Source organism: Nocardia higoensis NBRC 100133, from assembly GCF_000308595.1.
Taxonomy (GTDB): domain Bacteria; phylum Actinomycetota; class Actinomycetes; order Mycobacteriales; family Mycobacteriaceae; genus Nocardia; species Nocardia higoensis.
The window spans coordinates 75,376-100,781 of the sequence record NZ_BAGA01000077.1 but is presented as its reverse complement, the minus strand read 5'-3'; the positions used below and the strand labels follow the sequence as shown (position 1 = coordinate 100,781).

Here is a 25,406-nt window from a genome sequence, read left to right as displayed (position 1 = left end):
ACCGGGTTCGTTGTGACGCCCCCCATGACAATCGATCCCGGGGTGTGCCAGGCGTCTCATCACAGATAGAGTCGAGCGCCGCACCTCCGTTCGGCCACTCGACGGATCGGGCGCCACGGCGAGTTCGAAGGACAAGACAACATATGAGCGGAACGCGAGACAAGCTGGATCAGCTGCTGGGGATCCTGGAGCTCGCCGAGGAACCTGCCGGCGAGGCCGGAATCGCGAAGCGCAAGGCCAAGGAGATACCCAGCGCTCGCGAGCGCGTGCGGCTGCTCTTGGACAAGGGCACCTTCGTCGAGATCGGCAAGCTGGTGCGCCAGCCCGGCGGCGGCGACGCCATGTACGGCGACGGCGTGGTCACCGGGCGCGGCGAGATCAACGGCAGGCCCGTGGTGGTGATCGCCCACGACCAGACCGTGCACGGCGGCTCGGTCGGCGAGATGTTCGGCCGCAAGGTCGCCAAGGCCATGGACTTCGCGTATCAGAACGCCTGCCCGGTCATCGCCATCAACGACTCCGGCGGCGCCCGCATCCAGGACGCGGTGACCTCGCTGGCCTGGTACGCCATGATGTGCCGCAGGCAGGAGGACCTGTCGGGCTTCGTGCCGCAGGTCGCCATCATGCTCGGCAAGTGCGCGGCCGGCTCGGTGTACGGACCGGTGAACATGGACGTGCTCGTCGCCACCGAGAAGTCCTACATGTTCGTGACCGGGCCCGAGGTGATCAAGGCGGTCACCGGCGAGACGGTCAGCGCCGAGGAACTCGGTGGTGCGGCGGTGCAGGCGCAGAACGGCACCGTGCACCATGTGGCGCCGACCGAGCAGGCGGCCTTCGACTGGGTCCGCGACTACCTGAGCTACCTGCCGTCGAGCTGCCTCGAGCAGGCCCCGGTGATCAATCCAGGCCTCGAGCCGGAGATCACCGCGCACGATCGCGAACTCGACTCGATCATCCCGGACTCGGACAAGGTCGGCTACGACATGCACGAGGTCCTGCTGCGGATCTTCGACGACGGTCAGCTGCACGAGGTCGCCGCGGCCACCGCGCCCAACCTCATCACGGCCTTCGCCCGCGTCGACGGCCGCAGCGTCGGCGTGGTCGCCAACCAGCCGCAGGTCCTCGGCGGCGCCCTGGACGCCCAGTGCTCGGACAAGGCCACCCACTTCATCCGGCTCTGCGACGCCTTCGGCCTGCCGCTGATCTTCGTGGTGGACACCCCGGGCGTGCTGCCCGGCGTCGAGGAGGAGCGCAACGGCGTCATCAAGCGCGGCGGCCGCTTCTTCCGCGCGGTGATCGAGGCGACGGTCCCGATCGTCACCATCGTCACCCGCAAGGCCTACGGCGGCGGATACGCGGTCATGGGATGCAAGCCGCTCGGCGCCGACATCAGCTTCGCCTGGCCGACCGCGCGCATCGCGGTCATGGGCGCGGAGAGCATGGTCGGCATCATCGGCCGCAAACGCCTGGCCGAGACGCCCGAGGAGCAGCGCCCGGTGGTGCGTCAGCAGATGATCGACTTCTACAACGCCACGATGGCGACCCCGTGGATCGCCGCCGAGCGCGGATACATCGACGGCGTGATCGAGCCGTCGCAGACCCGGCTGGAGATCCGCAAGGCGCTGCGGATGCTGCGCGACAAGAACCCCCGCCCGCGCAACAACCCGCGCAAGCACAGCCTGTTCCCGGTGTAGGAAGAACTACCGCGGCGTGGGCGATTTCCCCCTCGAGACTATGACTCGTCACAGATTTCCGGGAAGTCGCCCACGACAGTGGACCAACCGCTCACGGCAATGCCCGCCGGACCGGAGCGCATCACCTTGACCAGCGCGTTGTGCTGTCCCACAGACGATTCCGGCACCTCGATGGGCGACCGGACAAGGTGTGCGCGGAAATAACCGAAAACGCTTGACCGGATCGCCAACTGCCGGTTACAAATAGGTTTCCGCCGACCCGAACTGTTCGAACCGGCCGACGAGAATTGCACGCCGATGGTTACCGACGTCTTCGATGTGACCGCGGAACTTCCCGTTTCCCGCCAGTCGGTGTGGGACCTGCTCCGCGAACCGCAGACCTACCCGCGCGTCTTCTCCGGCATCGGCGCGTGCGATCCGCTGGAGCCGGTGGGCGGCCACGCCATGCTCCGCATGCGGGTGGGCACCGCGCACAGCGGGATACGCGTGCACACCGTGCAGCTGCGCATCCGACGGTGGTTCGAGAGCCTGGAACTGGTCTGCCCGGCGCAGGGCAGCTTCGCCTCGGTCCAGCTGCTCGGCGACGAACGGCGCACCCGCGTGGTGGTCACCCTCTTCGCGCCCGGACGTATGCATCCGGCCGTCGAGCAGGCCACCAACGCGGTGATCGTCGCCTGGGCCGAGCGCGGCCTGCGCAGGCTGGCCGACCTGGTGCGCGGCGCGCCCACCTCGGTGCTCGTCAACGGGGAGAACGCGCCGCTGCGCAGGCGCGCGGAGATTTTGCGGCATGTCGTCGGCGCCGGGGTGGTGCCCAGCCGCCCGGATGTCGGTATCAAGCAGTTGCGCACCCTCACCGCCTGGGGTTTCAATCTCGCGGGCGGATACGCGGCGGGATCGATCGCCGAGCCGGGCCGCACCGCGCTGGTCGACGCCGACGGCGAGCTGACCTACGGTGAGATGCACCGCCGCACCACCGCGATCGCGGCCGCGCTGGCCGAACTGGGCATGCGGGCGGGCGACTCGGTCGGGCTGCTGGCGCGCAACCATCGCGGCATGGTCGAAACCATGGTGGCCGCAGGCAAACTCGGCATCGATGTCGCGCTGATCAACACCGGCCTGCCCGCCCGCCAGATCGAGGACGTCGTCCAGCGCGACAAGCTCTCGGCGCTGTTCGTCGACGACGAATTCGACCCTCTGGTCCGGTATCTGCACTCCGATCTGCCGCGCTACAGCACCAAGGGGAATACCTTCCCCGGCAGACTCACCCTCGACGACCTGGCGGGCATGGGCCACACCCGCTTCCGCAAGCCGGCCAACCCGGGCAAGTTCATCGTGCTGACCTCCGGCACCTCCGGCACTCCCAAGGGCGCGCGCAGGCCCCAGCCCAAAGGTTTCGGCACCATCGCGGCACTGCTCTCGCGCATCCCGCTGGAGACGGGCGAGACCATGCTCATCCCCGCTCCCCTGTTCCACACCTGGGGACTGGCGGCCCTGCAGCTCAGCACCGCCCTGCGCGCGCGGGTGGTGCTGCCCAGCCAATTCGACGCCGAGGAATGCCTGCGCCTGATCGCCGAGCACAAAGTGCACACCATGATCGTGGTGCCGATCATGGTGCACCGCATCCTGGAACTGCCCAAGCACGTGCGATCCCGTTACGACACCTCCAGTCTCCGGGTGGTCGCGAGCTGCGGTGCGCCGCTGGCGGCGGGCACGGTGCTGGACTTCATCGACACCTACGGTGAAATTCTCTACAACGTCTACGGTTCCACCGAGGTCTCCTGGGCCACCGTCGCCGATCCGGCCGACCTGCTCGCCTCACCCGCCACCGCGGGCCGGCCGCCGCTGGGCACCAGGGTGGCGGTGCTCGGCCCCGACTTCGAGCCGGTTCCCGTCGGCGCCACCGGGCACGTGTTCGTCGGCAATCACATGCTCTTCGACGGCTATGTCAACGCCGCGCCGCCCGACGAGGCCGACGGCATGCTCGACACCGGCGATCTCGGCTATCTCGACGCCTCCGGCAGACTGCACATCGCCGGCCGCGACGACGAGATGATCATCTCCGGCGGGGAGAACGTCTTCCCGCGTCCGGTCGAGGAAGCGCTGTCGTTCCTGCCGCAGGTCCGCGAGGTGGCGGTGGTCGGCGTCCCCGACCGCGAGTACGGCCAACGACTGGCCGCGTTCGTGGTGAAAAGAGAAGGGGCCGGGCTGGATTCGGACATGGTGCGCACCTACATCCGCAACCGGCTGAGCCGCTTCTCGGTGCCGCGCGATGTCACCTTCCTCAGCGCGTTGCCGCGCGGGGACACCGGCAAGATCCTCAAGCGGCTGCTGGCCGGGCCCGGCGGCGAGCCCGCACAGCATCCGATCATCGGCACCATCGCGCCCAATCCCTGACGCTGCGCTCACCGCGCCCGGGGCTGGTCCACCGTCTCGGGCCCGCGGTGCCGCAGCGCGTCGAGCAGGCCGCGCGTGTACTGCGGCGGCGAGGCGTGCACCGAGAGCATATTGGCCACCGCCCGGTAGGCCGACAGGTCGGATTCCTTGTCCAGGTAGAGCGCGCCGGTCAGCTGTTGCAGGTACACGATGTCGGGCAGGTCGGACTCGGTGAAGCGCAGCATGGTGAAGCCGCCGTCGGTCAACGCGGGCCCGCCGACGTGATCGGCGAGTACCTGCAGAGTGATGTTCGGCCGCGAGATCGCCTCGATCAACCGGTCGAGCTGGCCGCGCCAGACCGCGGATCCGCCGATCGGCCTGCGCAGCGCCGACTCCTCCACGATCAGCCACACCTGCGGCGGGTCGGCGCGCTCCAGGATGTGCTGCCTGCGCATCCGCAGGGCCACCCGGCGTTCGATCGCATCGGCGGGCTCCTCCGGGTGGGCGAGGGTGAGCAGGGCGCGCGCGTAATCGGCGGTCTGGAGCAGTTCGGGCACCGCCCTGGGCTCGTAGCAGCGGATCAGCCGGGCGCCCTGCTCCAGGCCCAGGTAGGTGTCGAACCATTTGGGCAGCCAGTCCGAGTCACGATGCCACCAGCCCGAGGCATTCGCGCGGCGGGCGAGCTCGAGGAACTCGTCGCGTTCGGCCTCGTCGGATACCCCGTAGAGGGCGAGCAGATCGATCAGGTCCCGCTCGCGGAATCCGGTGCGCCCCAGCTCGAGTCGGCTGATCTTCGAGTGTGAGCCGCGAATCGCCTCGCCCGCCTGTTCTCTGGTGACGCCGCACCCCTCACGCAGTCGCCGCAGCTTGCCGCCGAGGATCATCCGAAGCACGGTTGGACCACCTTCGTGCGCGTTTTGTGTTGCCGGGAAACGGGATTCGTGACGGGACATGCCGAAGAGCCGACCTTCCGTGGAACGCATCCATAGAGTCTGCCATGCACGAGAGGCATGACTCCACAACTAAACCGGAGTGTCTTCCGTCATATTCCCCAACGCGAACGCCGCTCCCCCAGCCGATTCCGGGTTTGGCTACTCTGGGTTCGACGCGGTCGGGCGGCCGCCGTCCGGCGCGACGCGAGGAGGGACACACGGTGACACTCCGGCAGCGCATCAGCGGCCGGGCGCCACGGGCCCGGCTCGCGACACTCGGCCTCTGCGCCGCACTGGGACTCGCGGGATGCGGTGCGGATACGCCCTCCGCGCCCGCCCCACCGCCGACCACCACGACGCCGAGCACTCCACCGTCGGCCGCGCCGACACCGACCCGGTCCACGACGCCCCTCGCCCTACCGACCGTCGACCCCTACGCCGGTCAACCCCTGATCGAGCGCGTCGAGTGGACGACGGGGGAAGACGGCCCCAGGCTGCTGGTCTTCCCGACCCGGGCCGGCCGCGACACCACTTTTCCTGGCGCCGAGCAGCGCGCGTGGGCGGAGGTGCGCAGCTACTCCCCCGACGCCGATTCGCCGGGGATGTACGACCAGTTCGTCTGCCACTGGCACTGGGCACGGCTGGTGCAGCCCGACAAGCCCAGCTGGAACCTCGAGCCGTGGCGACCCGCCGTCGGGTATGAAGGAACGGTAGCGGCCTCCTGCAATCCGGGCGGTCCCGAGCGTTGAAGCACGCGGACCTTCCGCGCCGCGAGATCCTGCCCTACCACGAGCGCGACAGGAAGGAATCGACCATGGATGTGGCGATCGCGGGTGGACACGGCAAAATTGCCCTGCACCTGGCCGAGCAGTTGAGCGGTCAGGGCCATCGCGTGCGTGCACTGATCCGCAATCCCGATCACGCCGACGACGTGACGGCCACCGGGGCCGTCCCGGTCGTCCTCGATCTCGAGCAGGCGAGCGTCGACGAGTTGGCCGAGGCCATCGCCGGCGCGGACGCGGCCGTGTTCGCGGCCGGCGCCGGGCCGGGCAGCGGCGCGGCGCGCAAGTACACCGTCGACAAGAACGGCTCGGTGCTGCTCGCCGACGCCGCACAGCGGGCGGGGGTCAGGCGCTTCCTGCAGATCTCCGCGATGGGCGCGGGAGAACCGCCCACGGCGGGCGGCGACGAGGTCTGGCTCGCATACCTCGACGCCAAGTCCCAAGCCGAGGAAGACCTGCGGTCAAGGGAGCTGGACTGGACCATTCTGCGCCCGGGACGGCTCGTCGATTCCGCCCCCGCCGGATCGGTCACCCTCAGCACGGGCCGGGTCGGTCGCGACAGTATCGCCCGCGCGGACGTAGCCGCGGTGATCGCGGCCCTGCTGCCCGCCGCGAACACCGTGCACACCACCCTGGAGCTGGTCGAAGGCGCGACGCCTATCGCCGAGGCCGTCGCCGCCATTGTTAGCTGAACAATTGCCGAACTGATCTGCGTGGCAATGGGATCAGAACCTGGCAACCGGTCGGATTCAATGATCCACCGCCCGAGCGGATTCGTTTTCATCACGATTGCGTGTGCCTGCTCCCCTTCCATTGACAGAAGCGGTAGACCAAGAGGGCAAGGCGGACGAGACCACGCGGAACAGTCCGAATACACCGCGCGACTCGCCCTCCGGACACAACGGTGAGCACCGGCCCCGACCGTGCCGGCTCCCACCGACAGCACCACCCCACGCCCGGCCGGACCTGTCGGCACCCGACCCGACAGGCCACGAGCGGCGACAACACCGCCGCGCGACGGGCAGCGCTCGGTATCCACGCGGGGAAATTCGGCTGCAGTCATCCATAGCGCAACACCCGGTCGGCTCGGTCGGAACAGGCTGCGAATACACGAAAATCCAACTGCGTGAATACAAATGGACCTTGCAGATGTACTTGCATTTGCAAGATGCACGGTCCTAGACTCGGAATCGCACGACCAATCAGGGGACAACCAGGGGCGGCTGTTACGGCGAATCGGCGGCAATGTCGCCAGAGATTAGCCGCCGCCGAAAGTCAGGGGCGTTCAGATGAATCATTCACTCATTGACGGCCACGTCGGTCTCGTCGAACCCGTACGGGCCGTTCAGCCACCGAACGGTAGGACAATGAGCACACCGCCGGCCCACAGCGGGCACGCGAACACCAGGTACACGCGGGAGACCGCGGTCGCCTTCGTCATCGACGCGGTGGAGTCCACCGGCGCGGCGACCCGCAACGACTTCGACATCGACCGGATCGTCAGCACCGCACACGAGCTGGCAGAGGACTGGGATCTGAACTCCCTGCAGCCGGAGACCTTCTGGCGGATCGCGTCGAGCTGCATCAAGCCCTGACGACATCGCGCCCGCGTGCGCGATGTGCTCAGGCCGAGGCGATGCGTCGGACGACCTCATCAGCCGATCGATTGCTGCCCGGGGGTCGGGTGGGTGGTCATCGCTTCGGCCGGGTCCGCGCATCAGCCGGATGAAGCAGTCGTGGCCTGCCCGGGATCGATCCGGGCAGACCACGACTGTCTGTTCGTCAGCGGATCACAGGCGAGTGGCGAAATCCTTCAGCCACTGCAGCGAGGTGTCCGGAGCCATGGCCTGCACGCTCAGGCGATCCATCACCGAGCGGTACAACGCCAGGTCCTGCGGGCGTTCCAGGTACAGCGCGCTGGTCAGGTGCTCCAGGTACACCACATCGGGCAGTTCCGATTCCGTGAAGCGGAGGATGCTGAACGAACTGCCCGCGGCGGCATGCTCACCCGCCGAATACGGCAGGACCTGGACGGTCACATTGGGCAGATCGGAATACTCGATCAGATGCTCGATCTGTTCGAGGTGCACCCGCGAGCCACCGACCGGCCGATGCAGCGCTGCCTCGTCGATGACGGCCCACACGATCGGCGGATCGGTACGGCGCAGGATTTCCTGCCTGCGCCGGCGGACGGCCACCCGTCGGTCGGTGTCCGCGTTGTCACTACCGAGCGCGAGCACCGCCCTGGCGTAATCCGGCGTCTGCAACAGGCCGGGCACCAAGTGCGCCTCGTAGGTGCGAATCTTGCTGGCAGCCTGTTCCAGTCCCAGATACGTGCCGAACCACTGCGGCAGCAGATCGCTGTAGCGATGCCACCACCCCGGCTCGTTGGCCCGTCGCGCGAGATCGAGGAAGGCCTCGCGTTCGACGGTATCCGTGACACCGTAGAGAGTCAGCAGATCCCGGATGTCACGTTCCTTGAAACCCGTGCGCCCCAACTCGAGACGGCTTATCTTGGCGTGTGAGCCACGGATCGCCTCACCCGCTGCCTCGCGGGTGATATTGCAGTTCTCCCGCAGCTTTCGCAGTTGGCCGCCGAGCGCGATCCGCAACACGGTCGGACCACGTTCCGCGGCCGCCCGAGGCGCACGGCCGTCGTCGTTCGATTGCGCATTGGGTTCTGCGATCATTGAGCTCGTCTCCGATACTCGAGTTTGCCCACCAGTGTGTCACATGCGTCGTCGCGCCACATGCAGCCAAGGCGAATGCCCTGGCATCCGCTCGGCGTCGCAGGACTCACCGCATCGATCGCAATGTTACCTTTCAGTTAGTCAAATCGTCGAATTCCCCGGCCTTCGCGCCGCGAACGAACGCGTCGATCTCCGGGCGGGTGTAGAAGACGACCGGACCTTCGGGGTCGCGCGAGTTACGAAGGGCCACATGGCCGTCGGTCGCTTCGGCCAGTTCCACGCAATTGCCGCCGCTCGGGCCGCTGAACGAACTCTTGCGCCAAGCACCGGTGACACGGTGCGCCTTGTTTTCCGACATTTCCACTCCTCTGTGCGCAGTGCGAAGGATTCGTACGAGTCGGTTGTGCAGATGCAAACTCAAACGTTCTTGCATCTGCACCGCCGCGCGAACGATAGCACGGAGTTCACCGTGTGTGTTGTTGTGCGGCAATGTTTTTCGTACCTAACGGTCGGCTTTGTTACGCCGATCGAGACCTATCCGGAACGGCCGTGTTCGGCTATCGCATCCGACCCGCTCCGAGCGTGTGAATCTTGTACTGTCACAGGGCAACATCGGGATGTACCGACATCCGCGACACGCCCGCGCCGATTCTCCGACGCGCCGCAGCGGGATGGTGCGCCCACCACGAAGTACATCGCTCGTCTGAGGAGTCGTACGCAATGGCCGAAACCAACGCACCCTTGATCCGGACCGATATCCCGCACTCGGCGCGCATCTGGAATTACTGGATGGGCGGGAAGGACTACTACGAAATCGACCGGATCGCAGGCGATGCGGGCATCGAGGTCGATCCCGACATCACCACCATGGCGGTCCAGTCGCGCCAGTTCCTCATCCGCGCCGTGAGCTATCTGGTCGGCGAAGTCGGCATCCGGCAGTTCCTCGACATCGGCACCGGCCTGCCGACGATGCAGAACACCCACGAGGTCGCCCAGGGCATCGCCCCCGAGACCAAGGTCGTCTATGTCGACAACGACCCACTGGTGCTGACCCACGCCCGGGCGCTGCTGACCAGCACCACTCCCGAAGGCGTGACCACCTACGTGGACTGCGACTTCCACGACGCCGATCAGATCGTGGCCGACGCGCGCAATGTGCTGAACTTCAACGAACCGGTCGCCGTGATGTTCATGGGTGTGCTCGGTCATGCCAAGACCTACGACGACCTGCGCCGCATCGTGAACACCGTGCTCGACGCGGTGCCCTCGGGCAGCTACCTCATCATGTGGGACGGCACCATCGACAATCCCAACTACGTCGCGCTCTGCGAGAACTACGCCGAGACCGGCGGCGTCCCGTACACCGCCCGCACTCAGGACGAGATCCGCGCGGTCTTCGACGGCCTGGAATTCGTCGAGCCGGGCTTCACCTCCATCACCGAGTGGCGCACCGAAGCCACCCAGGTCGGCGCGATCCGGCCGATCTCGGCCTACGGCGGCGTCGCGCGCAAGCCCTGAGGCCCGCACCCGACCCGCACGAAATAGACTGCGGTAGAACAGAAGCCGCCGTCCGCACCGGACGGCGGCCTTCTTGTTTCCGAACCGTCCGGAATCCTTTCGGATGTACTTGCATCTGTAAGCGACAGATGCCTAAACTTCCGGCAAACATCAACCGGGGAGGTGCGCCGAACCCGCAGGCGCGACGTCGATTTCGGTGTCCCGTCCCGGCAGTGTCCCGCACAGGACCATGCCGGTCAGGACAGTGTCGACCAGGACAGCGGTGCGCGAGAAGCGCCTCCCCATCGCGAGAAGCGAGGGGCGGTCCGATGAGCCAACCATTGCGAACCCCGTACCCGGCCGGCATCGGTGCCGCGGCCGGTATGGGAACCGACGTGCTGCCCGCCCGCGCGGACACCCTGCGAGCCAGGATGTTCACCGAGATCGCCGCTGCCGACTGCACAACCGAGCCGGGCGGGCTGACCTACCGCCGCGCCCGGGACATCCTGCAGGTGCACGAGGTGCACGGACCGCGGTGCAGGCAGTGGCTGGCAGCGGCGGCCTACCTATCGGCGGGCCTGAACGACGAGTGAGGGCGGGGCGTCGGCGCTTCGCCACCGGCGCCCCGTTCCACGATGCGAATTCACCAGCGCAGCACGGGCTTCACGATCTTGCCCGTGCGCTGGTCGTCGAGCGCCACCTCGATCTCGGCGCTGGGGTAGACCGACACCAGCCGATCCAGTGGGAGCCGGCCGGCGCGGTACAGCTCGACCAATCGCGGGATGAACACCGACGGCACGGAGTCGCCCTCGAGGCAGCCGCGAATGCTCTTGCCGTTCATCACCAGGTCGCGCATGTCCACCGGCGGCACTCCCGCGCCCAGCCCCAGCGCGACGACCGTTCCACCGACCGCGAGCGCACGCACCGCGTCGCCGAGCACCGCCGGAATGCCGGTGGTGTCCACCGCGTAGGCCGCGCCCTCGCCGGTGAGTGCGCGGATACGCTCCGCGCTGTCGCACTCGGCGGGGTCGATCACCTCGGACGCACCCAGCTCGAGCGCGAGGTCGCGCCGCTGCGGCGAGGTCTCCACCACGATCGTGCGCACCCCCTCGGCGGTGTGCGCCGCCAGCAGCGCGGCCATCCCGACGGCTCCCGCACCGAACAGCGCGAGCCAGGAATCATGCTGCGGGGCGAGAACATTGAGCACAGCGCCGGCGCCGGTCTGGAATCCGCAACCGAGCGACGCGACGAGCGCGAGATCCACCGACGGATCGACCGTCACGGTGTTGTCCTCGGTGGACAGCGCGTAGCCCGCGAGGCTGGATTGGCCGAAGAAACCGTCGAGCACGCGGGCGCCGTCAACGGTGACTCGCGGGGACCTATCGGCGCGTCGGCCGAAAGTGTTGAGCGCGTCGGCCTTCAGACAGTAGGCCGGACGGCCCGCGGCGCAGTTCCGGCAGGCACCGCAGTGCCGGAAGGTCAGCACCACGTGATCGCCGGGACGCACCGTGGTGACCTCCGCGCCGACCTGTTCGACGATGCCGGCGCCCTCGTGACCGAGCAGTACCGGCCGCTGCGCCGAGCCCGCCGGGCGGGTCACCAGGTCGGTGTGGCAGATGCCCGAGGCCACGATCCGCACCAGGATCTCGTCGGCCCGCGGTCCGTCGATGTGCACCTGTTCCAGACTGAACGGCTCACCAGGATCGCGGGACAGGGCGGCAGTCGTGATGATGCTCATCAGGCCCCTCTCCGCTCCGGCAGGGATTCGCGCTCCAGCAGGAAGTAGAAGTGCTCGCCGCGACCGAGCACCAGCTCGCGCCTGCCGTTCATGATGCCCATCAGGGTGTTCTCGTCGAGCCATTTGAAGTGGTCGAAGACCGCGCGGCCGTCGTAGACCATGGTGGCGGTGACCTCGCCACGGAACTCGATGTTCCACAGCGTGGCCTCGCCCTGGCCGAGCTCGATATTCGAGAACAGCCCGCCCTCGTCGTCACGGCAGATCAGCGGCTTGGCGTCGTCGAGCGCCAGGAAGTGCTTGCCGTGCCAGCGGCTCGCGGCCAGCGCCTTGCACAGCGGATGGCCGGTCTGGAAGGCGGCGCCGCGCCACTGCCCCAGGATGTCCTCGGCCCGCGCGGTGGGCAGTTGCTCCCATAGCCGGTCGAGGTCGCGCGGCGAGACGCCCTCGCTCACCTCGCGTAGCACTCGCCAGTCGATTCGATCGGTCGTCACAGTCTTGCCTTTCACACATTTCCGCCCGCGCCGCCGCGGCATCCGCTGCCGCGGCCTCCGGATGTCCGGCGGCCGCCCCGGCGTCGTCCGTCCCGACGATATATCCGAACCAAATGGTTCGGCAAGCTAGGATCGGTGTCATGCGTGCAGCAGGAGAGGCCACCAGGGAGCGAATTCTGGCCGCGGCGAAGGCGGAATTCGCCGAGTTCGGCGTGGCGGGCGCGCGCATCAACCGCATCGCCACCGCCGCGCGGGCCAGCAAGGATCGCCTCTACGCCTACTTCCCGGGCAAGGACGAGCTGTACGCCGCGGTGATCGAGCGCTGGGCGGCGCAGACCACGGCGGAGACGGCGCTGTCGGCCGACGATCTGCCCGGTTATGTCGGGCGGCTGTTCGACCATTTCGTGGCCAATCCGGACAATGCCCGGCTACAGGCCTGGGCGGATCTCGAGCCGACCGTGCACGACGCCGTCGCCGAGGTGCTGCGGGCGGCGGTGGTGCCGAAACTCGCCGAGGTCCGACGGGGTCAGGCCGCAGGCACCGTGACCGCGGAGTTCCATCCGATCGCGTTGCTGCGCATCCTCACCGATATGGCCCGCACCTCGGCCACCCACGCCATGCAGACCACCGAGGCGTCCAGCAGGGCTGCCCAGCGCGAGGCCATCATGCTCGCGGCCCGCCGCTTGACCGAGCCCCGCGCCTGACACGCGGGATACACGGCGGCGCAGCAGGGATCGACGCACTCCGGGCGCAACATCGCGCAAGGCAGCCCTTGCCCTGTTCCGGCACGGATCAGCGGCCGGGCGCGTCACCGTAGACGACCAGCCAGATGGCCCGGCCGAGCGCACGCGCCATGGCCTCGTCGTCGGGGCCGGAGTCGGTCGCGAACGCCGTGGCGATCGAACGTTCCACCATCGAGGTCAGCACCACCGCGGTCGCGGCCGGGTCGATGTGCGGATCGACGCGGCCGGCCGCCCGCTCGGATTCCAGGCGCCTGCGCACGATCTCGACGAAGGCCGCCACCCGGCTCCGCCAGTAGCCGCCGACATCGCGGTCGTAGGAGGCGACTTCGGCCAGGGCCAGCAACAGGAAGCGGTGCTCGCGGAAGCCGGCGATCATGGCTCCGATCGCGCTGACGACCCCGGCCTGCTCGTCGGCATGCTCGGCCTCCCACCAGTACTCGGCCGCGCGGAACAGATCCGCGGTGGCCAGCTCGGCCATGCGAACGAGCAACCTGCTCTTGTCCGGAAAGTAGCGGTAGAACGTCGAGCGCGCCGAGCCGGAGGCCGCGGCGATCCGCTGTACGGCGATCTCGGTGAACGGCGTGCCGTCGGCGAGCAGTTCCTCGACCGCGGCCAGCACGCGCTGCTCGAACTCCGCGCGCCGATCGTCGTCCGGTTTGCGCGCCGTCTTACGGACCCGGGTCAGTGACGCCATCCGGCGCCCGTCGAATGCTCGGCGACCCGGCGCCGCCCCGATCGGCTGCATGACTGCATGCCGACCATTCTGCCCGTAGATGTGCGGTTGTTGACAATCGAGCGGAGCGACCTCACCATAATCGGACAGTGTGTCCGAGACTAGGTGACCGAGGCGGTTCGGATGGACGGCTCACTTGCCCCACCGGGCGAAGAAACCGAGGTCATCGTGGTCGGCGCGCGCTGCGCCGGGTCCGCGGCAGCAGTTGCTTTCGCCCGCAGCGGGCGGTCCGTGGTGGTCCTCGACTCCGCCGGATTCCCCTCCGACACCTTGTCCACCCACCTGCTGTGGCCCGCGACGGTCGCCGAACTGCGCGGAGTGGGGGCGCTGGAGCGAGTCCGCGCGATCGGCGCTCCCGAATTGCGGTCCGCCTTCGCGGCGGGCTCGGGGGTGGGCATCCACTCGGACTTCAATCCCGCCGACGGCATCGACTACGCGCTGTGTGTGCGACGCACCGGATTGGACGCCGCACTCGTGGAGACCGCGCGGGCGGCAGGCGCGCAGGTGCGCGAGAGATCGCGCGTGGAAGAGTTGCTCTGGGAAAGACAGCGCTGCGTCGGCGTCCGCTACACCGACAGTTCGGGCAGCCACGAACTTCGGGCGGCGATGGTGGTCGGCGCGGACGGCAGGCGCAGTACGGTCGCCCGGCTGACCGGGGCCGAGACACCGTGGCTGGCGACGCCGAGCGGTCGCGACTGCTTCTTCGCCTACTGGCGTGATCGCGCCGATTCGTGGCGGCACATCGCCGCCCAGTGGCGCGCGGGGCCGGATCTCGGCACCGCTTTCCCCTGTGACGACGGCTTGGTGCTCAGCCTGGTGCAGCCGCCCGTCACCGGCGAGAAGTTGCGGCCGGGCGTCGCCGAACGCCGCTACACCGAAGCACTGCAACGACTTCCCGGCTTGACGGAACGACTGACCGGCTGTGAGCGGGTCGGCCGGGTACGCTCGGCCACCGGGATCGAGTCCTACTTCCGGCACGCGGCCGGACCGGGCTGGGCGCTGGCCGGCGATGCCGGCCATTTCAAGGATCCGGTGACCGCGCAGGGCATTCGCGACGCGCTGCGCTACGGGCGCCTGCTGGGCGAGATGGCCGCGCCTGTACTCGACGATCGCGTCGAACTCGATGCGGCACTGCGTGATTGGGAACGCAAGCGGGTAGCCGAGTGCCTGGAGATCTTCCAGTGGACCAACCGGCTCGCCCGCGGCACGGCGATGAGCTCCCTCGAGATCGAGCTGTATCGCAAGGCCGCCACGGATCGCGAGCTGGCCTCGCAGGTCACCGAGATCTTCTCGCGCACCAAACGGCCCTCCGACATCCTCGGACCGGCCCGCAGCGTCGAACTCGCCGTCCGCGCCTTGCGCCATGCCTTTCCCGCGGTCGGCCCGGTCTGCGCCGATCTCGCCGGCGAGGCACGCGACCTCGTCTCCGACTGGTGGCAGGCCCGCGGCGTCGCGGCGGGCGGTCAGCTGCCGTGCTTCCCGGCCACTCCTGTGATCCCCCCTCCGACCACCGTCTGTTCAGGAGAGCGACATGGATGACAAGCGACCCGTTGCGGGCCCCACCCGCCGTGATGTACTGCGGGGCGCGCTGGCCGCGGGCATCGGCCTGGCCGCCACCGCGCCCGTCGCGAACGCGACGCGCGACCGGCGCACGCCCTGGCTACGCACCGGCGGCGGTCGCACGGTGGCCGTTTTCGGCGGCGGAGTCGCGGGGCTGTCGGCCGCGCACGAGCTGATCGAACGCGGCTACCAGGTCACCGTGTACGAACCGTCCCATCTCGGCGGCAAGGCGCGCAGTATGCCGGTGCCGGGCACCGCGGGCGGCGGGCGGCTCGACCTGCCCGGTGAGCACGGGTTCCGCTTCTTCCCCGGCTGCTATCAGAACATCCCGGAGCTGATGAGCCGCATCCCGTTTCCCGGCAACCCGAACGGCGTGGCCGACAACCTGATCCGGGTCGAGGGCACAGTGGCGGGATTCCGCGGCAGGCCGCCGATCTTCGTGCCGGTCGAGCTCGGCGCGATCGACCAGCTCACGCCGCAACGGTTGCAGAACAGCATCGTCGGCGGACTGAGCTTCATCCCCGAACTGCCGCCCGCGGAACTGGCGTTCTTCGGCAAGCAGATGATGATGTGGTTCACCTCTTGCGAGGAGCGGCGCTTCGGGCAGTGGGAGCACATGACCTGGGAGCAGGCCTTGCGCGCCGACGGCAAATCGCAGGCCTATCGCGACTACCTCGTCTCCGCGCTGACCAGGATCACCGTCGCCGCCAAGCCGCACATGAGCTCGGCCCGCACCATCGGCACCATCGGCGAGGCGCTGGTGCTCGCGGGCACCGGGTTGATCCCGGAGTACTCCGGCGGCATCGACCGGATCCTGAACCGGCCGACCAACGAGGCGTGGATCGACCCGTGGGTGGAGTATCTGCGCTCGCGCGGCGTGCGATTCGTCCTGGGACAGGGCGCGAGTCACGTCGAGATGCGCGGCGGCCTCGTCGGTTCGGTGCGCACCTCGGGACCGGCCGGATCGAACACGGTGACCGCGGACTGGTACGTGTGTGCCGCGCCGGTCGATCGCACCGTCCCGCTGCTGAACACCGCGATCCTCGACGCCGATCCGAGTCTGGCGGGGATGCGGCGCCTGATCGTGGACTGGATGGTCGGCATCCAGTACTACCTGCGCACTCCGACCGACCTGCCCGAGGGCCACATCGCCGCGCTCGGCACGCCGTGGGCGCTGACCGCGCTTCGGCAGGCTCCCATGTGGGTCGGTGATTTCGCGGGCAAGTACGGCGACGGATCGGTGCGCGAATGTCTTTCGGTCGACATCTCCGACTGGGACACCCCCGGCATCCTCTACGGCAAGACGGCCAAGCAGTGCAGCAAGGCCGAGATCGCGGCCGAGACCTGGGCGCAGCTGAAGGAGTGGCTCAACACCGGCACCGGCTGGCTGCGCGACGAGGACGTGCACTCCTGGCATCTCGATCCGGGCATCAGCTGGAACGGCGGCGCCATCGACAACGCCACTCCCCTGCTGGTCAATACGGTCGGCTCCTACGCCAACCGCCCGACCTCGCACTGCGGAATCCCCAACCTGTTCTTCGGCGGCGATCACGTGCGCAACCACATCGACCTGGCGACCATGGAGGGCGCCAACGAGTCCGGACGCACCGCGGCCAATGCGATCATGGACGCCGCGGACGATCCCGGGCCGCGGGCGCCGGTGTTCCCGCTGGTACGGCTGCCGATCTTCGAGGCGGCCAAGGCCGTCGACGCGGATCGGTATCGGGCAGGGCTGCCCCACGTGCTCGATCTGGTCTAGCTCCGGCCTGCCGGTACCTGCCCAACGGCCGACCCACCTCGGCCGCTGGGCATGTCCACGACGCCGATGTGGTCAGGCCGGTTCGGCGCCCAGGGCGGACAGTTCGCGGATGGCGGCGCAGCTGCGGCGGGTCATCGCGGCGAACATCTCGTCGCCGCGCGGGGTCGACGTGCCGAACGCCGCGCCGAACACCGCGATCAGCGGACCCTGCGGCAGGGCGAAAACGTAGTCCTGCCACGAGTGTTCGAGGGTGTAGCCCGTGACGCCGCGGGAGCACAGAGCCCGGTGGTACTGCTCGACCAGGTGACGCTCGTGCCTGCCACGCTGCTCGGGTTCCATCGAGGTGCCGATGAAGAACGCCAGGTCGCGGGCGGGTAGCGCCAGACCGAGGGTCTGCCAGTCGACGGCGGTCACGATCACCGGCCCGGCCTCGGGCTCTTCCGAGCGCATCGCGGGGATGAGGGGAATCGAACCCCTGCCCTCCTCGAGCTCCGCGCCCGGCAGGGATGGTGGCTGTTGGTCGCCCCTGCCGTCCGCGGAGCCGAGGGGACTCGAACCCCCTACTCCTGTGGGCCGGCAACCGGTGGAGAACAGCAGGTTGTCGAGGCGGTAGTCGCCGTGGACGAGAGCGAAGCGTTCGGGGCGGGCGAGCAGCCAGGCAGCACTGGTGTCGACGCAGCCGCGCAAGGTCGCGGCGTCGGCCGGGTCGAGGCGGTCGCCGATGCGGTCGAGGAAGGTGTCGAGGGCGGGGCCGTAGTACTCGGCCAGCATGTCGGCTTCCTCGGTGGTCGCCGGTGACAGGCCGTCTTCGTCGAGCAGCGCCGGGTCGCACCAGCGTGGCGCGTGCAGCGCGGCCAGATTGCGCACGGCGGCTTCGGCTTCGGTGACATCGCAGCCCGCGAGTTGGTCGCCCTGCCGAGCGGGTGCCATGTCTTCGAGCAGCAGGGTGAATTCGGCGCAGTCGCCGCGGCCGCGCGCGTAGTAGCAGTGGGGTGCGCGGACGGCGACGGTGCCGGTCAGGCGGGTGTAGAACAACAATTCCCGGCGGTAGGCGCCCGCCAGCATCGCACGGGCGACCGGATCCGAGGCGGGGAGTTTGGCCAGAATCGAACCGGGGACGCCGTCGCCTTCGAGGAAGACGCGATAGACGGTGCCGATCTGGCCGGTGCCGATCGCGACGGCGCGGGCGGCGCGGACCGGGCGACCGAGGGCGCCGCTCAGCCACGCGGGGGTGAGGTCGTCGGCGGTGAGGGCCAGGGCCGCGGGACCCGGCGCAGCGGAATCGGCGGCATCCGTCGATGTCACGGGATGCTCCTTCCCGGGTTGGCGGGCAATGCGGCGAATCGCTGCGCCTGCCGCTGTTCGTCCCATGCCGCGAGAACCGGGGCGAGTTCGGCGGGAGTGGCGCCGTGCAGGATGACGCCGTCGACGCCCGCCGCGAACTGGTCGGCGATGCGGGTGGCGCACCGCTCGGGGGTTCCGGTGGCCGAGGCCGCCAGCCACGATCCGGGAAGGAGGTCGCGCACGGCGCGCAGGGTGGGCCCGCCGGCCACGGCGTCGATCGCACCCGCACATCCGGTGACCATCGGGTCGGACCGGAAGCGGTGCAGCACTTCGGGATTCCATCCGTTGGCGCGCACGAGCACGTCACCGTAGCCCTGGAGGTAGGTGCCGAGGCGACCGGCGAGCTTGCGCAGCCGCAACGATTCGTCGATGCCGTCGTGCACGGTGACCAAGACCGACCAGATGCGGACCGACGCCGGGTCGCGACCGGCGGATTCGGCGGCCTCGCGCACGACCCGGACGGCGCGGGCGGTGGTCTCGTCGGTGAAGAAGGTGTGCAGAACGACGCCGTCGGCGATGCGGCCGGCCAGGCGCAGGGTGTTGTCGCCGATGGCGGTGAACACGATCGGGATGTCCTCGTCGAACTCCGGATCCAGTCGCAGCAGCGGGAATCTGCCCGCGGGGCCGTCGTGGCCGACGATGGTGCCTCCGCGCCACAGGGTTCGGTAGAGGCCGGCGATGTCGGTCAGTTGCGCCGAGGTCACCCGGGGCAGGCCGAGGACGTCGAAGTAGAGGTCGAAGCCGCGGCCGAGGCCCAGTGCGTAGCGGCCCTCGGTGAGGCGGTGCAGAGTGACCGCGGCGGCGGCGGTGACCACGGGGTGGCGGGTGTTGTGGTTGGTCGCCGCGGTGCCGATGCCGATGCGGGAACTGACCGCGCCCGCGGCGCCCGCCATCGCGATCGCCTCCTTGGTGTTGAACCGTTCGGAGAGGAAGATCGACCCGAAGCCCAGGTCCTCGGCTTCCCGCACCTCGTCCAGAAGGGTCCGCGCCGTCGTCACGTGACCCGCGAGGCCGTAGCAGCCGAGTTCGGGGAAACGTTGCCCGCTCGGCGCACTCACCACCGCAGCCTCGCGCCGCAAGTGCCGTGTGTCGGCCGTGTCCCGCGCGCCGTCCGGATCCCGGTCGGCGCTCATCGGCGTGCCCGGTCGGGCGTGATCATGCGTTCCAGCTCGTCGAGGTCCCACGGCGGGCTGTCGGTGTGGTCGCGGTAGCCGAGGATCGAGGGGGTGGGGCGATCGAAGCGGCCGACGAAATTGCCCGCGGCGATGAAGATCTGGCCGGTCACCGCACGGGCGCGCGGCCCGGCGAGGAACAGGTACAGCTGGGCGGCGTACTCGGCGGGCGGCGCGTCCAGCGCGCCCCGCGCGGACAGTTCGTCGAGCAGACCGCGCCGGTGCAGCTCGCGGATCTTCGCTTCGTAGTCCGGTCCGCTCGACAGCCGGGTCCGGGCACCGGGGCACACCACGTTGGCGCGGACGCCGTGCTCTTTCAACTCCGCGGCGACGGCCAGCGTCAGGCTGGTCACCGCTCCCTTGCCCGCCGCGTAGCCGGTGCCGCCGTAGTCACCGAGATAGGCGAAGGAACTGGTGTTCACGATCGACCCGCCGCCCTGGGCGACCATGTGCGGCGCGGCCGCGCGGCAGGTGGCGAAGACCGTCGTCAGGTGCGCGTCGAGCAGCGAACGCCACTGTGCCGCGGTCACGTTCAGGATCGAGGAGCCCTCGGGTTCGGCCGTGCCCGCGCAGTTCACCAGCACGTCGATCGCGCCGAACGCCGCGACACACGAGTCCACGGCGCGTTCGGCGATCTCCTCCTCGGCCGCCGATCCGGCGACGCCGACCGCGCGGTGACCGGCACCGGTCAGCCGGGCCACCGCTTCGTCCACGGCGGCCGGCTCGCGGCCGTTCACGACCACGCCCGCACCCGCCCGCGCGAGTGCGGCCGCGACCTCGAAGCCGATTCCCCTCGACCCGCCGATCACCACCGCCGCGCGCATCGATCCCGGTTCGCTCATTCGCGGGTCACACTCCTCGCCGCCACATACTCGCTGCCGCGGGGCTCCGCCGCAGCTGTCCGAAGCCGCGACCGGCGGTCGCGGCTGTCGTCGTTCACGTCCCTCCGCCCGTGGCGCTCATCGGCCGAGCAACTCGCCGAAGAAGACCTCGAAGACCGATTGCGGATCGTGGATCCAGCGGCTCGAGGTGGACGGCACGAACGGCATGCCCTCGTCGGTGTCGGTCACGACGTAGTCGGCGTGCGAACCCGGCACCCGGTCGACCAGTCCCGCGCAGCTCGGACCGCCGGTCGCGTTCACCTTCGGCAGGTCCTGTAGGTACTTGTACGGCTCGGCGCCGAACATGAAGTCGGTGTTGAAGGCCGCGCCGGGCTGGTTGCCACCGAAGATGGCCTCGCCCTGCGGCAATACCGAGACGACACCGTTGATCACGCACTGCAGGGCCGGACGGTATTGCTGCAGCAGCGCCGTGGTGGGGGCGAGCAGGGCCAGCGAGTCGGCGAGGTTCCGTTCGTTCTCGGTCAGCACGGTCCCCGCCGAGCCCGTGACGTTCAGCAGCACCCCGTCGAAGTCGGCGGTGCGCTCGGCGATCGTCGCCGAGGTGACGGTGGCGCTGTCGACCGTGCGGAGCAGATCCGGCGCGGTGTCGGCATAGAGGTCGGTGACCTGGGCGCTCGCGGCCAGATCGGCGCGCAGGGTGGGCAGCGTCGGATTCATCTCGCGCAGATAGGCATCGGCACCGTCCAGCAGTTCACCCAGCTTCTCACCGCGACCCTGCAGCGCTTGACCGAGGGCCGCCAGCGTCGCGTTCGACTTCGAGGGCTCGATGCGCGACAAGATCGTCGACAGCCGCTGGAACAGGGTGTTGAACTCCACGGTGACCGAGTCGGCGCGGATCAGCGCCCCTTCGCTCAGCGGAGTGGACGACGGCTGCGGCGGGTCGACGAAGTTGATGTACTTCGCGCCGAACACCGCGGTGGAACGGATGTCGACCAGCGCGTTCTCCGGCACCGTGCGCATCAGCGCCGGATCGAGCGCCAAGGTCAGGCGCACCCGGTCCACGGCCACCTCGGCGGTCTCCTGGAACCGCCCGGTGAACGCCGACAGCGCCAGCAGCACCACGGCCACGCCCGCAGCGACGAACGCCAGACCGGCCACTTTCAGACGGAGGATCCGCCACAGACCGCGCAGGTCGGAGTGCCGTTTCGGGTGAGTGCGCTGGCGTGGGTCCACTGTTCACCTCTCGCGAGACTGCCGATGCGCGGTCGAGGCGCGACTCTTGCCGGGTTCCAGTTCGTCATAGTACTGTCCAGACACGTGTCCATCACGCGAATTGGACAGGTATCTGTGGAAGGAATTCCGATGACTCTGGTGAAACCACAGCGGGTCTCCGGCGGGGAGCACGAACACGGGCACCTCGAGGAGTTCCGCACCGACCCGATCGCCCTCATGCGGCGCGTCCGGGACGAGTGCGGCGACGTCGGCGCGTTCGAGCTGGCGGGCAAGCAGGTCATCCTGCTCAGCGGCGCCGAGGCCAACGAGTTCTTCTTCCGCGCCGGCGACGAGGACATGGATCAGGCGGCGGCCTACCCGTTCATGAAGCCGATCTTCGGCGACGGCGTGGTCTTCGACGCGAGTCCGGAGCGCCGTAAGGAGATGCTGCACAATTCGGCCCTGCGCGCCGAGCAGATGCGCGGGCACGCGAGCACCATCTCCGCCGAGGTCGAGCGCATGCTGGCGACCTGGAGCGAGGAGGGCGAGATCGACCTGCTCGAGTTCTTCGCCGAGCTCACCATCTACACCTCCTCGTCGTGCCTGATCGGGGTGAAGTTCCGCAATGAACTCGACGAGCGGTTCGCCAAGCTCTACCACGAGCTCGAGCAGGGCACCGACGCCCTGGCCTATGTGGACCCCTATGCCCCGATCGAGAGCTTCCGCAAGCGTGACGAAGCGCGTGCCGCGCTGGTCGAACTGGTGCAGCAGATCATGGATCAGCGCGCGGCCGACCCGCCCACCGACAAGGCCGACCGCGACCTGCTCGACGTGCTGGTCTCGGTCCCCGGCGACGACGGCGGCCCGCGCTTCTCGGCCAGCGAGATCACCGGCATCTTCATCTCGATGATGTTCGCGGGCCACCACACCACCTCCGGGACCGCGGCCTGGACGGTCATCGAACTGCTGCGCCATCCCGAGCTGCTGAGCCGGGTGACGGCCGAGCTCGACGAGATCTACACCGACGGCCAGGACGTGAGTTTCCATGCGCTGCGCCAGATCCCGCTGCTGGAGGCGACGCTCAAGGAGACCCTGCGGCTGCATCCGCCGCTCATCATCCTGATGCGCGTGGCCCAGGGCGATTTCGAGGTGTGCGGGCACCACATCACCAAGGGCGATCACGTGGCCGCGACACCGGCGATCTCCAACCGGCTGCCCGAGGACTTCCCCGATCCGGACGCCTTCGATCCGGGCCGCTACATCGACCCGAACCAGGCCGATCTGGTGAATCGCTGGACCTGGATCCCCTTCGGCGCGGGCAGGCACCGCTGCGTCGGCGCGGCGTTCGCGCTCATGCAGCTCAAGGCGATCTTCTCGATCCTGTTGCGGGACTGGGAGTTCGAGATGACACAGCCCTCCGAGAGCTACCGCAACGACCACTCCAAGATGGTCGTGCAGCTGGCCCAGCCGTGCCGGGTCCGCTACCGCCGCCGCGCCGCGACCGCCTGACGGCCCGCGCCCGCCCGGGCGTGAGCGCGCCGACCTAGACTCCGAGCGTGCGCAACAGGACGGTGACCAGTTACGACGTCGCGCGGCGGGCGGGGCTGTCGCAGTCGACGGTGTCGCGCGCCCTGCGCGACGACCCGCGCGTGACCCCGGAGACCAGGGCGCGGATCCGGGCGCTGGCCGAGGAGATGGGCTACGTCCCGCACATCACCGCGCGCAGCCTGATCACCCGGCGTTCGGCCGCGATCGCGGTGATCAGCGGCGATATGCGCAATCCGTCCTATCCCACACTGTTCAACGCCTTGCAGGACCGGTTCGCGCGTGACGACTACCGGGTGCTGATCATGAGCGACCGGACCGAGAGCAGCAAGCAGGACGGCGATATCCGCGCCTTGCGCGGCGGCCTGGTCGACGGCGTGGTCTTCATCTCCTCCCGGTTGGACTCGCCGGTGGTGCCGGAACTGATCGACGGCGGCATTCCGCTGGTGATCCTCAATCGCGATGTGGACGGCAGCCAGGCGGGCCGCGTGGACCGGGTGACCTCCGACAATGTGCGCGGCGGCGCGCTGGTGGCCGACCACCTGCTCGATCTCGGGCACCGACGCATCGGCCTGATCACCGGCCCGCTGGACAACTCCTCGGTGAAGTTGCGCGAGTCCGGTCTGCGCGACCGGCTGGCCGAGCGCGGTGCCCCGATCGATGAATCCCTGGTGGTGCGGGGGCCGATCCACGCCGACACCGGCATCGCGGGCGCGACCGATCTGCTGACCCGGGGACAGCCACCCACCGCGGTGTTCTGCGCCACCGACTTCGTCGCCTACGGCGCGCTGGACGCGGTGAAGCGGCTGGGCTTGTCGGTGCCCGGCGATCTGTCCGTCGTCGGCTACAACGACCTCGACATCTCCGCGTGGGCGATCTTCGACCTGACGACGGTGCGTCAGCCGCTGGCCGAGATGGCCTATACCGCGGCCGAGCTGCTGCTGGCCCGGATCGACGGCGCCGCGGGCGCCCCGGTGCATCGGAACTTCGCCGTCGAGTTGGTCGCGCGCGGCAGCAGCGGTCCCGCAAGCAGATAGTTACCTGAGGCAACGATCCCGTTACAACCGTGCACTTTTCCGGAAACGCGCCCTGAATACATTCGAAGTCATGACGCGGAGGCAGTGCCGCACAGCGTCACAGGCAACGATCCCGCATCCGTCTGGAGGACGACATGGACATCGGCGTATTCATTCCGATCGGCAACAACGGCTGGCTCATCAGCAAGAGCGCACCGCAATACCAGCCCAGCTTCGAACTGAACAAGACCATCGTCACCAAGGCCGAGGAATACGGCCTCGACTTCGCGCTGTCGATGATCAAGCTCAAGGGCTTCGGCGGCGAAACCGAGTTCTGGGACCACAACCTGGAGTCGTTCACGCTGATGGCGGGACTGGCCGCGGTGACCGAGCGCATCAAGTTGTTCGCCTCCACCGCGATCCTCACCCTGCCGCCCGCCCTGGTGGCCAGGATGGCCTCGACGATCGAGTCCATCGCGCCGGGCCGGTTCGGCGTCAACATCGTGACCGGCTGGGCGCCTGCCGAATACACGCAGATGGGCATGTGGCCCGGCGACGAGTACTTCGGCTACCGCTATGCCCAGGCCACCGAGTACGTGACCGTCATGCGCCAGCTGTGGGCCGACGGGGTCAGCGATTTCAAGGGCGACTACTACACGATGGACGACTGCGTGCTCTCCCCGCGGCCCGCGGCGGGTGCGGTGCCGATCGTGGCGGCGGGCCAGTCCAAGAACGGCATGAAGTTCGCCGCCGAGATGGCCGATTTCAACTTCGTGATGGGCGTCGGCGTCAACACCCCCACCGCGATCGCCGATACCACCTCGGAACTGGTTGCCGCCGCCAAGACGACCGGTCGCGATGTCGGGGCACTGGCGCTGTTCATGATCATCGCCGACGAGACCGACGAGGCGGCCCAGGCGAAGTGGCAGGACTACCACGACAACGCCGACATGGAGGCGCTGGCCTGGATGTCGGGTCAGTCCGCGCAGGACGTCACCGCGGCCGACGGATCGACGGCCAAGACGATCTCGGCGCCCGAGGGCGCGGTGAACATGAACATGGGCACGCTGGTCGGTTCGTACGCCACGGTGGCCGCGATGCTCGACGAGGTCGCCGCGGTGCCCGGCATCAAGGGCATCATGCTCACCTTCGACGATTTCGTCGCGGGCATCGACGCCTTCGGCACCCGTATCCAGCCGCTGATGACCAGCCGCACCACCGGCGAGATCGCGGCGTGATCCCCCCGGGGGAGCGGGCCGGGCGCCCGTTCCCCCGACCACTCT

The 25,406-nt window shown here is 68.8% G+C and carries 23 protein-coding genes; 13 read left to right on the top strand and 10 right to left on the bottom strand.

What is annotated here, in order from left to right; translation table 11 throughout:
* Nucleotides 1-143 precede the first annotated feature (143 nt).
* Together ON26_RS12895 and ON26_RS12890 are read left to right on the top strand one after the other, a co-directional pair.
* Nucleotides 144-1,694, top strand: a complete 1,551-nt coding sequence (locus ON26_RS12895) for an acyl-CoA carboxylase subunit beta (RefSeq protein ID WP_040796314.1) — start codon at nucleotides 144-146, stop codon at nucleotides 1,692-1,694.
* Nucleotides 1,695-1,991: 297 nt separating this feature from the next.
* Nucleotides 1,992-4,088: an AMP-binding protein gene (locus tag ON26_RS12890; protein WP_051027010.1), complete on the top strand. Its 2,097-nt coding sequence runs from the start codon at nucleotides 1,992-1,994 to the stop codon at nucleotides 4,086-4,088.
* 8 nt (nucleotides 4,089-4,096) lie between these two features.
* On the opposite strand, the gene ON26_RS12885 is transcribed toward ON26_RS12890, so the two are convergent.
* Nucleotides 4,097-4,960, bottom strand: coding sequence for a Sco1979 family transcriptional regulator (locus ON26_RS12885; protein WP_505769718.1), 864 nt, complete (start codon nucleotides 4,958-4,960; stop codon nucleotides 4,097-4,099).
* A gap of 260 nt (nucleotides 4,961-5,220) precedes the next feature.
* On the opposite strand from ON26_RS12885, the gene ON26_RS12880 reads away from it, so the two are divergent.
* The 3 genes from ON26_RS12880 to ON26_RS12870 all read left to right on the top strand — a co-directional run bounded on the left by ON26_RS12880 (nucleotide 5,221) and on the right by ON26_RS12870 (nucleotide 7,376).
* Nucleotides 5,221-5,748 (top strand): DUF2599 domain-containing protein, encoded by a 528-nt coding sequence (locus ON26_RS12880; RefSeq protein WP_040796313.1) that lies wholly within the window; start codon nucleotides 5,221-5,223, stop codon nucleotides 5,746-5,748.
* Nucleotides 5,749-5,813: 65 nt separating this feature from the next.
* Nucleotides 5,814-6,473, top strand: coding sequence for an NAD(P)H-binding protein (locus ON26_RS12875; protein WP_040796496.1), 660 nt, complete (start codon nucleotides 5,814-5,816; stop codon nucleotides 6,471-6,473).
* Between the two features lie 675 nt (nucleotides 6,474-7,148).
* Entirely contained in the window at nucleotides 7,149-7,376 is a 228-nt protein-coding gene (locus ON26_RS12870; protein ID WP_051027008.1) for a hypothetical protein, read from the top strand.
* Between the two features lie 195 nt (nucleotides 7,377-7,571).
* Here ON26_RS12870 and ON26_RS12865 read toward each other — a convergent pair whose 3' ends face one another.
* Both ON26_RS12865 and ON26_RS12860 read right to left on the bottom strand, forming a co-directional pair.
* Complete coding sequence (locus tag ON26_RS12865; protein WP_040796311.1) at nucleotides 7,572-8,471, bottom strand: Sco1979 family transcriptional regulator; 900 nt, start codon at nucleotides 8,469-8,471, stop codon at nucleotides 7,572-7,574.
* Between the two features lie 133 nt (nucleotides 8,472-8,604).
* Complete coding sequence (locus ON26_RS12860) at nucleotides 8,605-8,904, bottom strand: DUF397 domain-containing protein (RefSeq protein WP_373280940.1); 300 nt, start codon at nucleotides 8,902-8,904, stop codon at nucleotides 8,605-8,607.
* Between the two features lie 287 nt (nucleotides 8,905-9,191).
* Between ON26_RS12860 and ON26_RS12855 the strand changes: the two genes are divergently transcribed.
* Both ON26_RS12855 and ON26_RS12850 read left to right on the top strand, forming a co-directional pair.
* Complete coding sequence (locus ON26_RS12855) at nucleotides 9,192-9,989, top strand: SAM-dependent methyltransferase (RefSeq protein WP_040796309.1); 798 nt, start codon at nucleotides 9,192-9,194, stop codon at nucleotides 9,987-9,989.
* Between the two features lie 308 nt (nucleotides 9,990-10,297).
* A complete protein-coding gene (locus ON26_RS12850; RefSeq protein WP_157171878.1) occupies nucleotides 10,298-10,561 on the top strand; it encodes a hypothetical protein in 264 nt (87 codons plus the stop codon).
* A 50-nt stretch (nucleotides 10,562-10,611) separates the two neighbouring features.
* Here ON26_RS12850 and ON26_RS12845 read toward each other — a convergent pair whose 3' ends face one another.
* Nucleotides 10,612-11,700 (bottom strand): NAD(P)-dependent alcohol dehydrogenase, encoded by a 1,089-nt coding sequence (locus ON26_RS12845; RefSeq protein WP_373280939.1) that lies wholly within the window; start codon nucleotides 11,698-11,700, stop codon nucleotides 10,612-10,614.
* 5 nt (nucleotides 11,701-11,705) lie between these two features.
* Complete coding sequence (locus ON26_RS12840) at nucleotides 11,706-12,197, bottom strand: DUF4334 domain-containing protein (protein WP_051027046.1); 492 nt, start codon at nucleotides 12,195-12,197, stop codon at nucleotides 11,706-11,708.
* 140 nt (nucleotides 12,198-12,337) lie between these two features.
* Between ON26_RS12840 and ON26_RS12835 the strand changes: the two genes are divergently transcribed.
* Nucleotides 12,338-12,901 (top strand): TetR family transcriptional regulator, encoded by a 564-nt coding sequence (locus ON26_RS12835; RefSeq protein WP_040796306.1) that lies wholly within the window; start codon nucleotides 12,338-12,340, stop codon nucleotides 12,899-12,901.
* Between the two features lie 88 nt (nucleotides 12,902-12,989).
* On the opposite strand, the gene ON26_RS12830 is transcribed toward ON26_RS12835, so the two are convergent.
* Nucleotides 12,990-13,634 carry a TetR/AcrR family transcriptional regulator gene (locus tag ON26_RS12830; protein WP_040796305.1) on the bottom strand — a complete coding sequence of 215 codons (645 nt, stop codon included), beginning with the start codon at nucleotides 13,632-13,634 and terminating at the stop codon, nucleotides 12,990-12,992.
* A gap of 162 nt (nucleotides 13,635-13,796) precedes the next feature.
* On the opposite strand from ON26_RS12830, the gene ON26_RS12825 reads away from it, so the two are divergent.
* Nucleotides 13,797-15,212, top strand: a complete 1,416-nt coding sequence (locus ON26_RS12825; protein WP_040796494.1) for an NAD(P)/FAD-dependent oxidoreductase — start codon at nucleotides 13,797-13,799, stop codon at nucleotides 15,210-15,212.
* Nucleotides 15,205-16,992 (top strand): hydroxysqualene dehydroxylase, encoded by a 1,788-nt coding sequence (locus ON26_RS12820; RefSeq protein WP_040796304.1) that lies wholly within the window; start codon nucleotides 15,205-15,207, stop codon nucleotides 16,990-16,992. Before ON26_RS12825 ends, ON26_RS12820 begins: the two co-directional genes overlap by 8 nt.
* Nucleotides 16,993-17,064: 72 nt before the next feature.
* Here the strand turns inward: ON26_RS12820 and ON26_RS34530 are convergent, their stop codons facing one another.
* From ON26_RS34530 to ON26_RS12800, 4 genes are all read right to left on the bottom strand, one after another.
* A complete protein-coding gene (locus ON26_RS34530) occupies nucleotides 17,065-18,297 on the bottom strand; it encodes a phosphotransferase (protein WP_083884040.1) in 1,233 nt (410 codons plus the stop codon).
* Entirely contained in the window at nucleotides 18,294-19,394 is a 1,101-nt protein-coding gene (locus ON26_RS12810; protein ID WP_245545834.1) for a TIGR03857 family LLM class F420-dependent oxidoreductase, read from the bottom strand. The genes ON26_RS34530 and ON26_RS12810 overlap by 4 nt, the downstream gene beginning before the upstream one ends.
* Nucleotides 19,395-19,465: 71 nt before the next feature.
* Nucleotides 19,466-20,350, bottom strand: a complete 885-nt coding sequence (locus ON26_RS12805; protein WP_085999000.1) for an SDR family NAD(P)-dependent oxidoreductase — start codon at nucleotides 20,348-20,350, stop codon at nucleotides 19,466-19,468.
* Between the two features lie 117 nt (nucleotides 20,351-20,467).
* Nucleotides 20,468-21,532: an MCE family protein gene (locus ON26_RS12800; RefSeq protein ID WP_040796490.1), complete on the bottom strand. Its 1,065-nt coding sequence runs from the start codon at nucleotides 21,530-21,532 to the stop codon at nucleotides 20,468-20,470.
* 180 nt (nucleotides 21,533-21,712) lie between these two features.
* Between ON26_RS12800 and cyp51 the strand changes: the two genes are divergently transcribed.
* The 3 genes from cyp51 (at nucleotide 21,713) to rutA (ending at nucleotide 25,361) form a co-directional block, all read left to right on the top strand.
* On the top strand, nucleotides 21,713-23,071 hold the full coding sequence (gene cyp51, locus ON26_RS12795; protein ID WP_040796303.1) for a lanosterol 14-alpha demethylase: 1,359 nt from the start codon (nucleotides 21,713-21,715) through the stop codon (nucleotides 23,069-23,071).
* Between the two features lie 47 nt (nucleotides 23,072-23,118).
* Entirely contained in the window at nucleotides 23,119-24,144 is a 1,026-nt protein-coding gene (locus ON26_RS12790; RefSeq protein ID WP_040796302.1) for a LacI family DNA-binding transcriptional regulator, read from the top strand.
* A 134-nt stretch (nucleotides 24,145-24,278) separates the two neighbouring features.
* Nucleotides 24,279-25,361, top strand: a complete 1,083-nt coding sequence (gene rutA, locus ON26_RS12785; RefSeq protein WP_040796301.1) for a pyrimidine utilization protein A — start codon at nucleotides 24,279-24,281, stop codon at nucleotides 25,359-25,361.
* Nucleotides 25,362-25,406 lie beyond the last annotated feature (45 nt).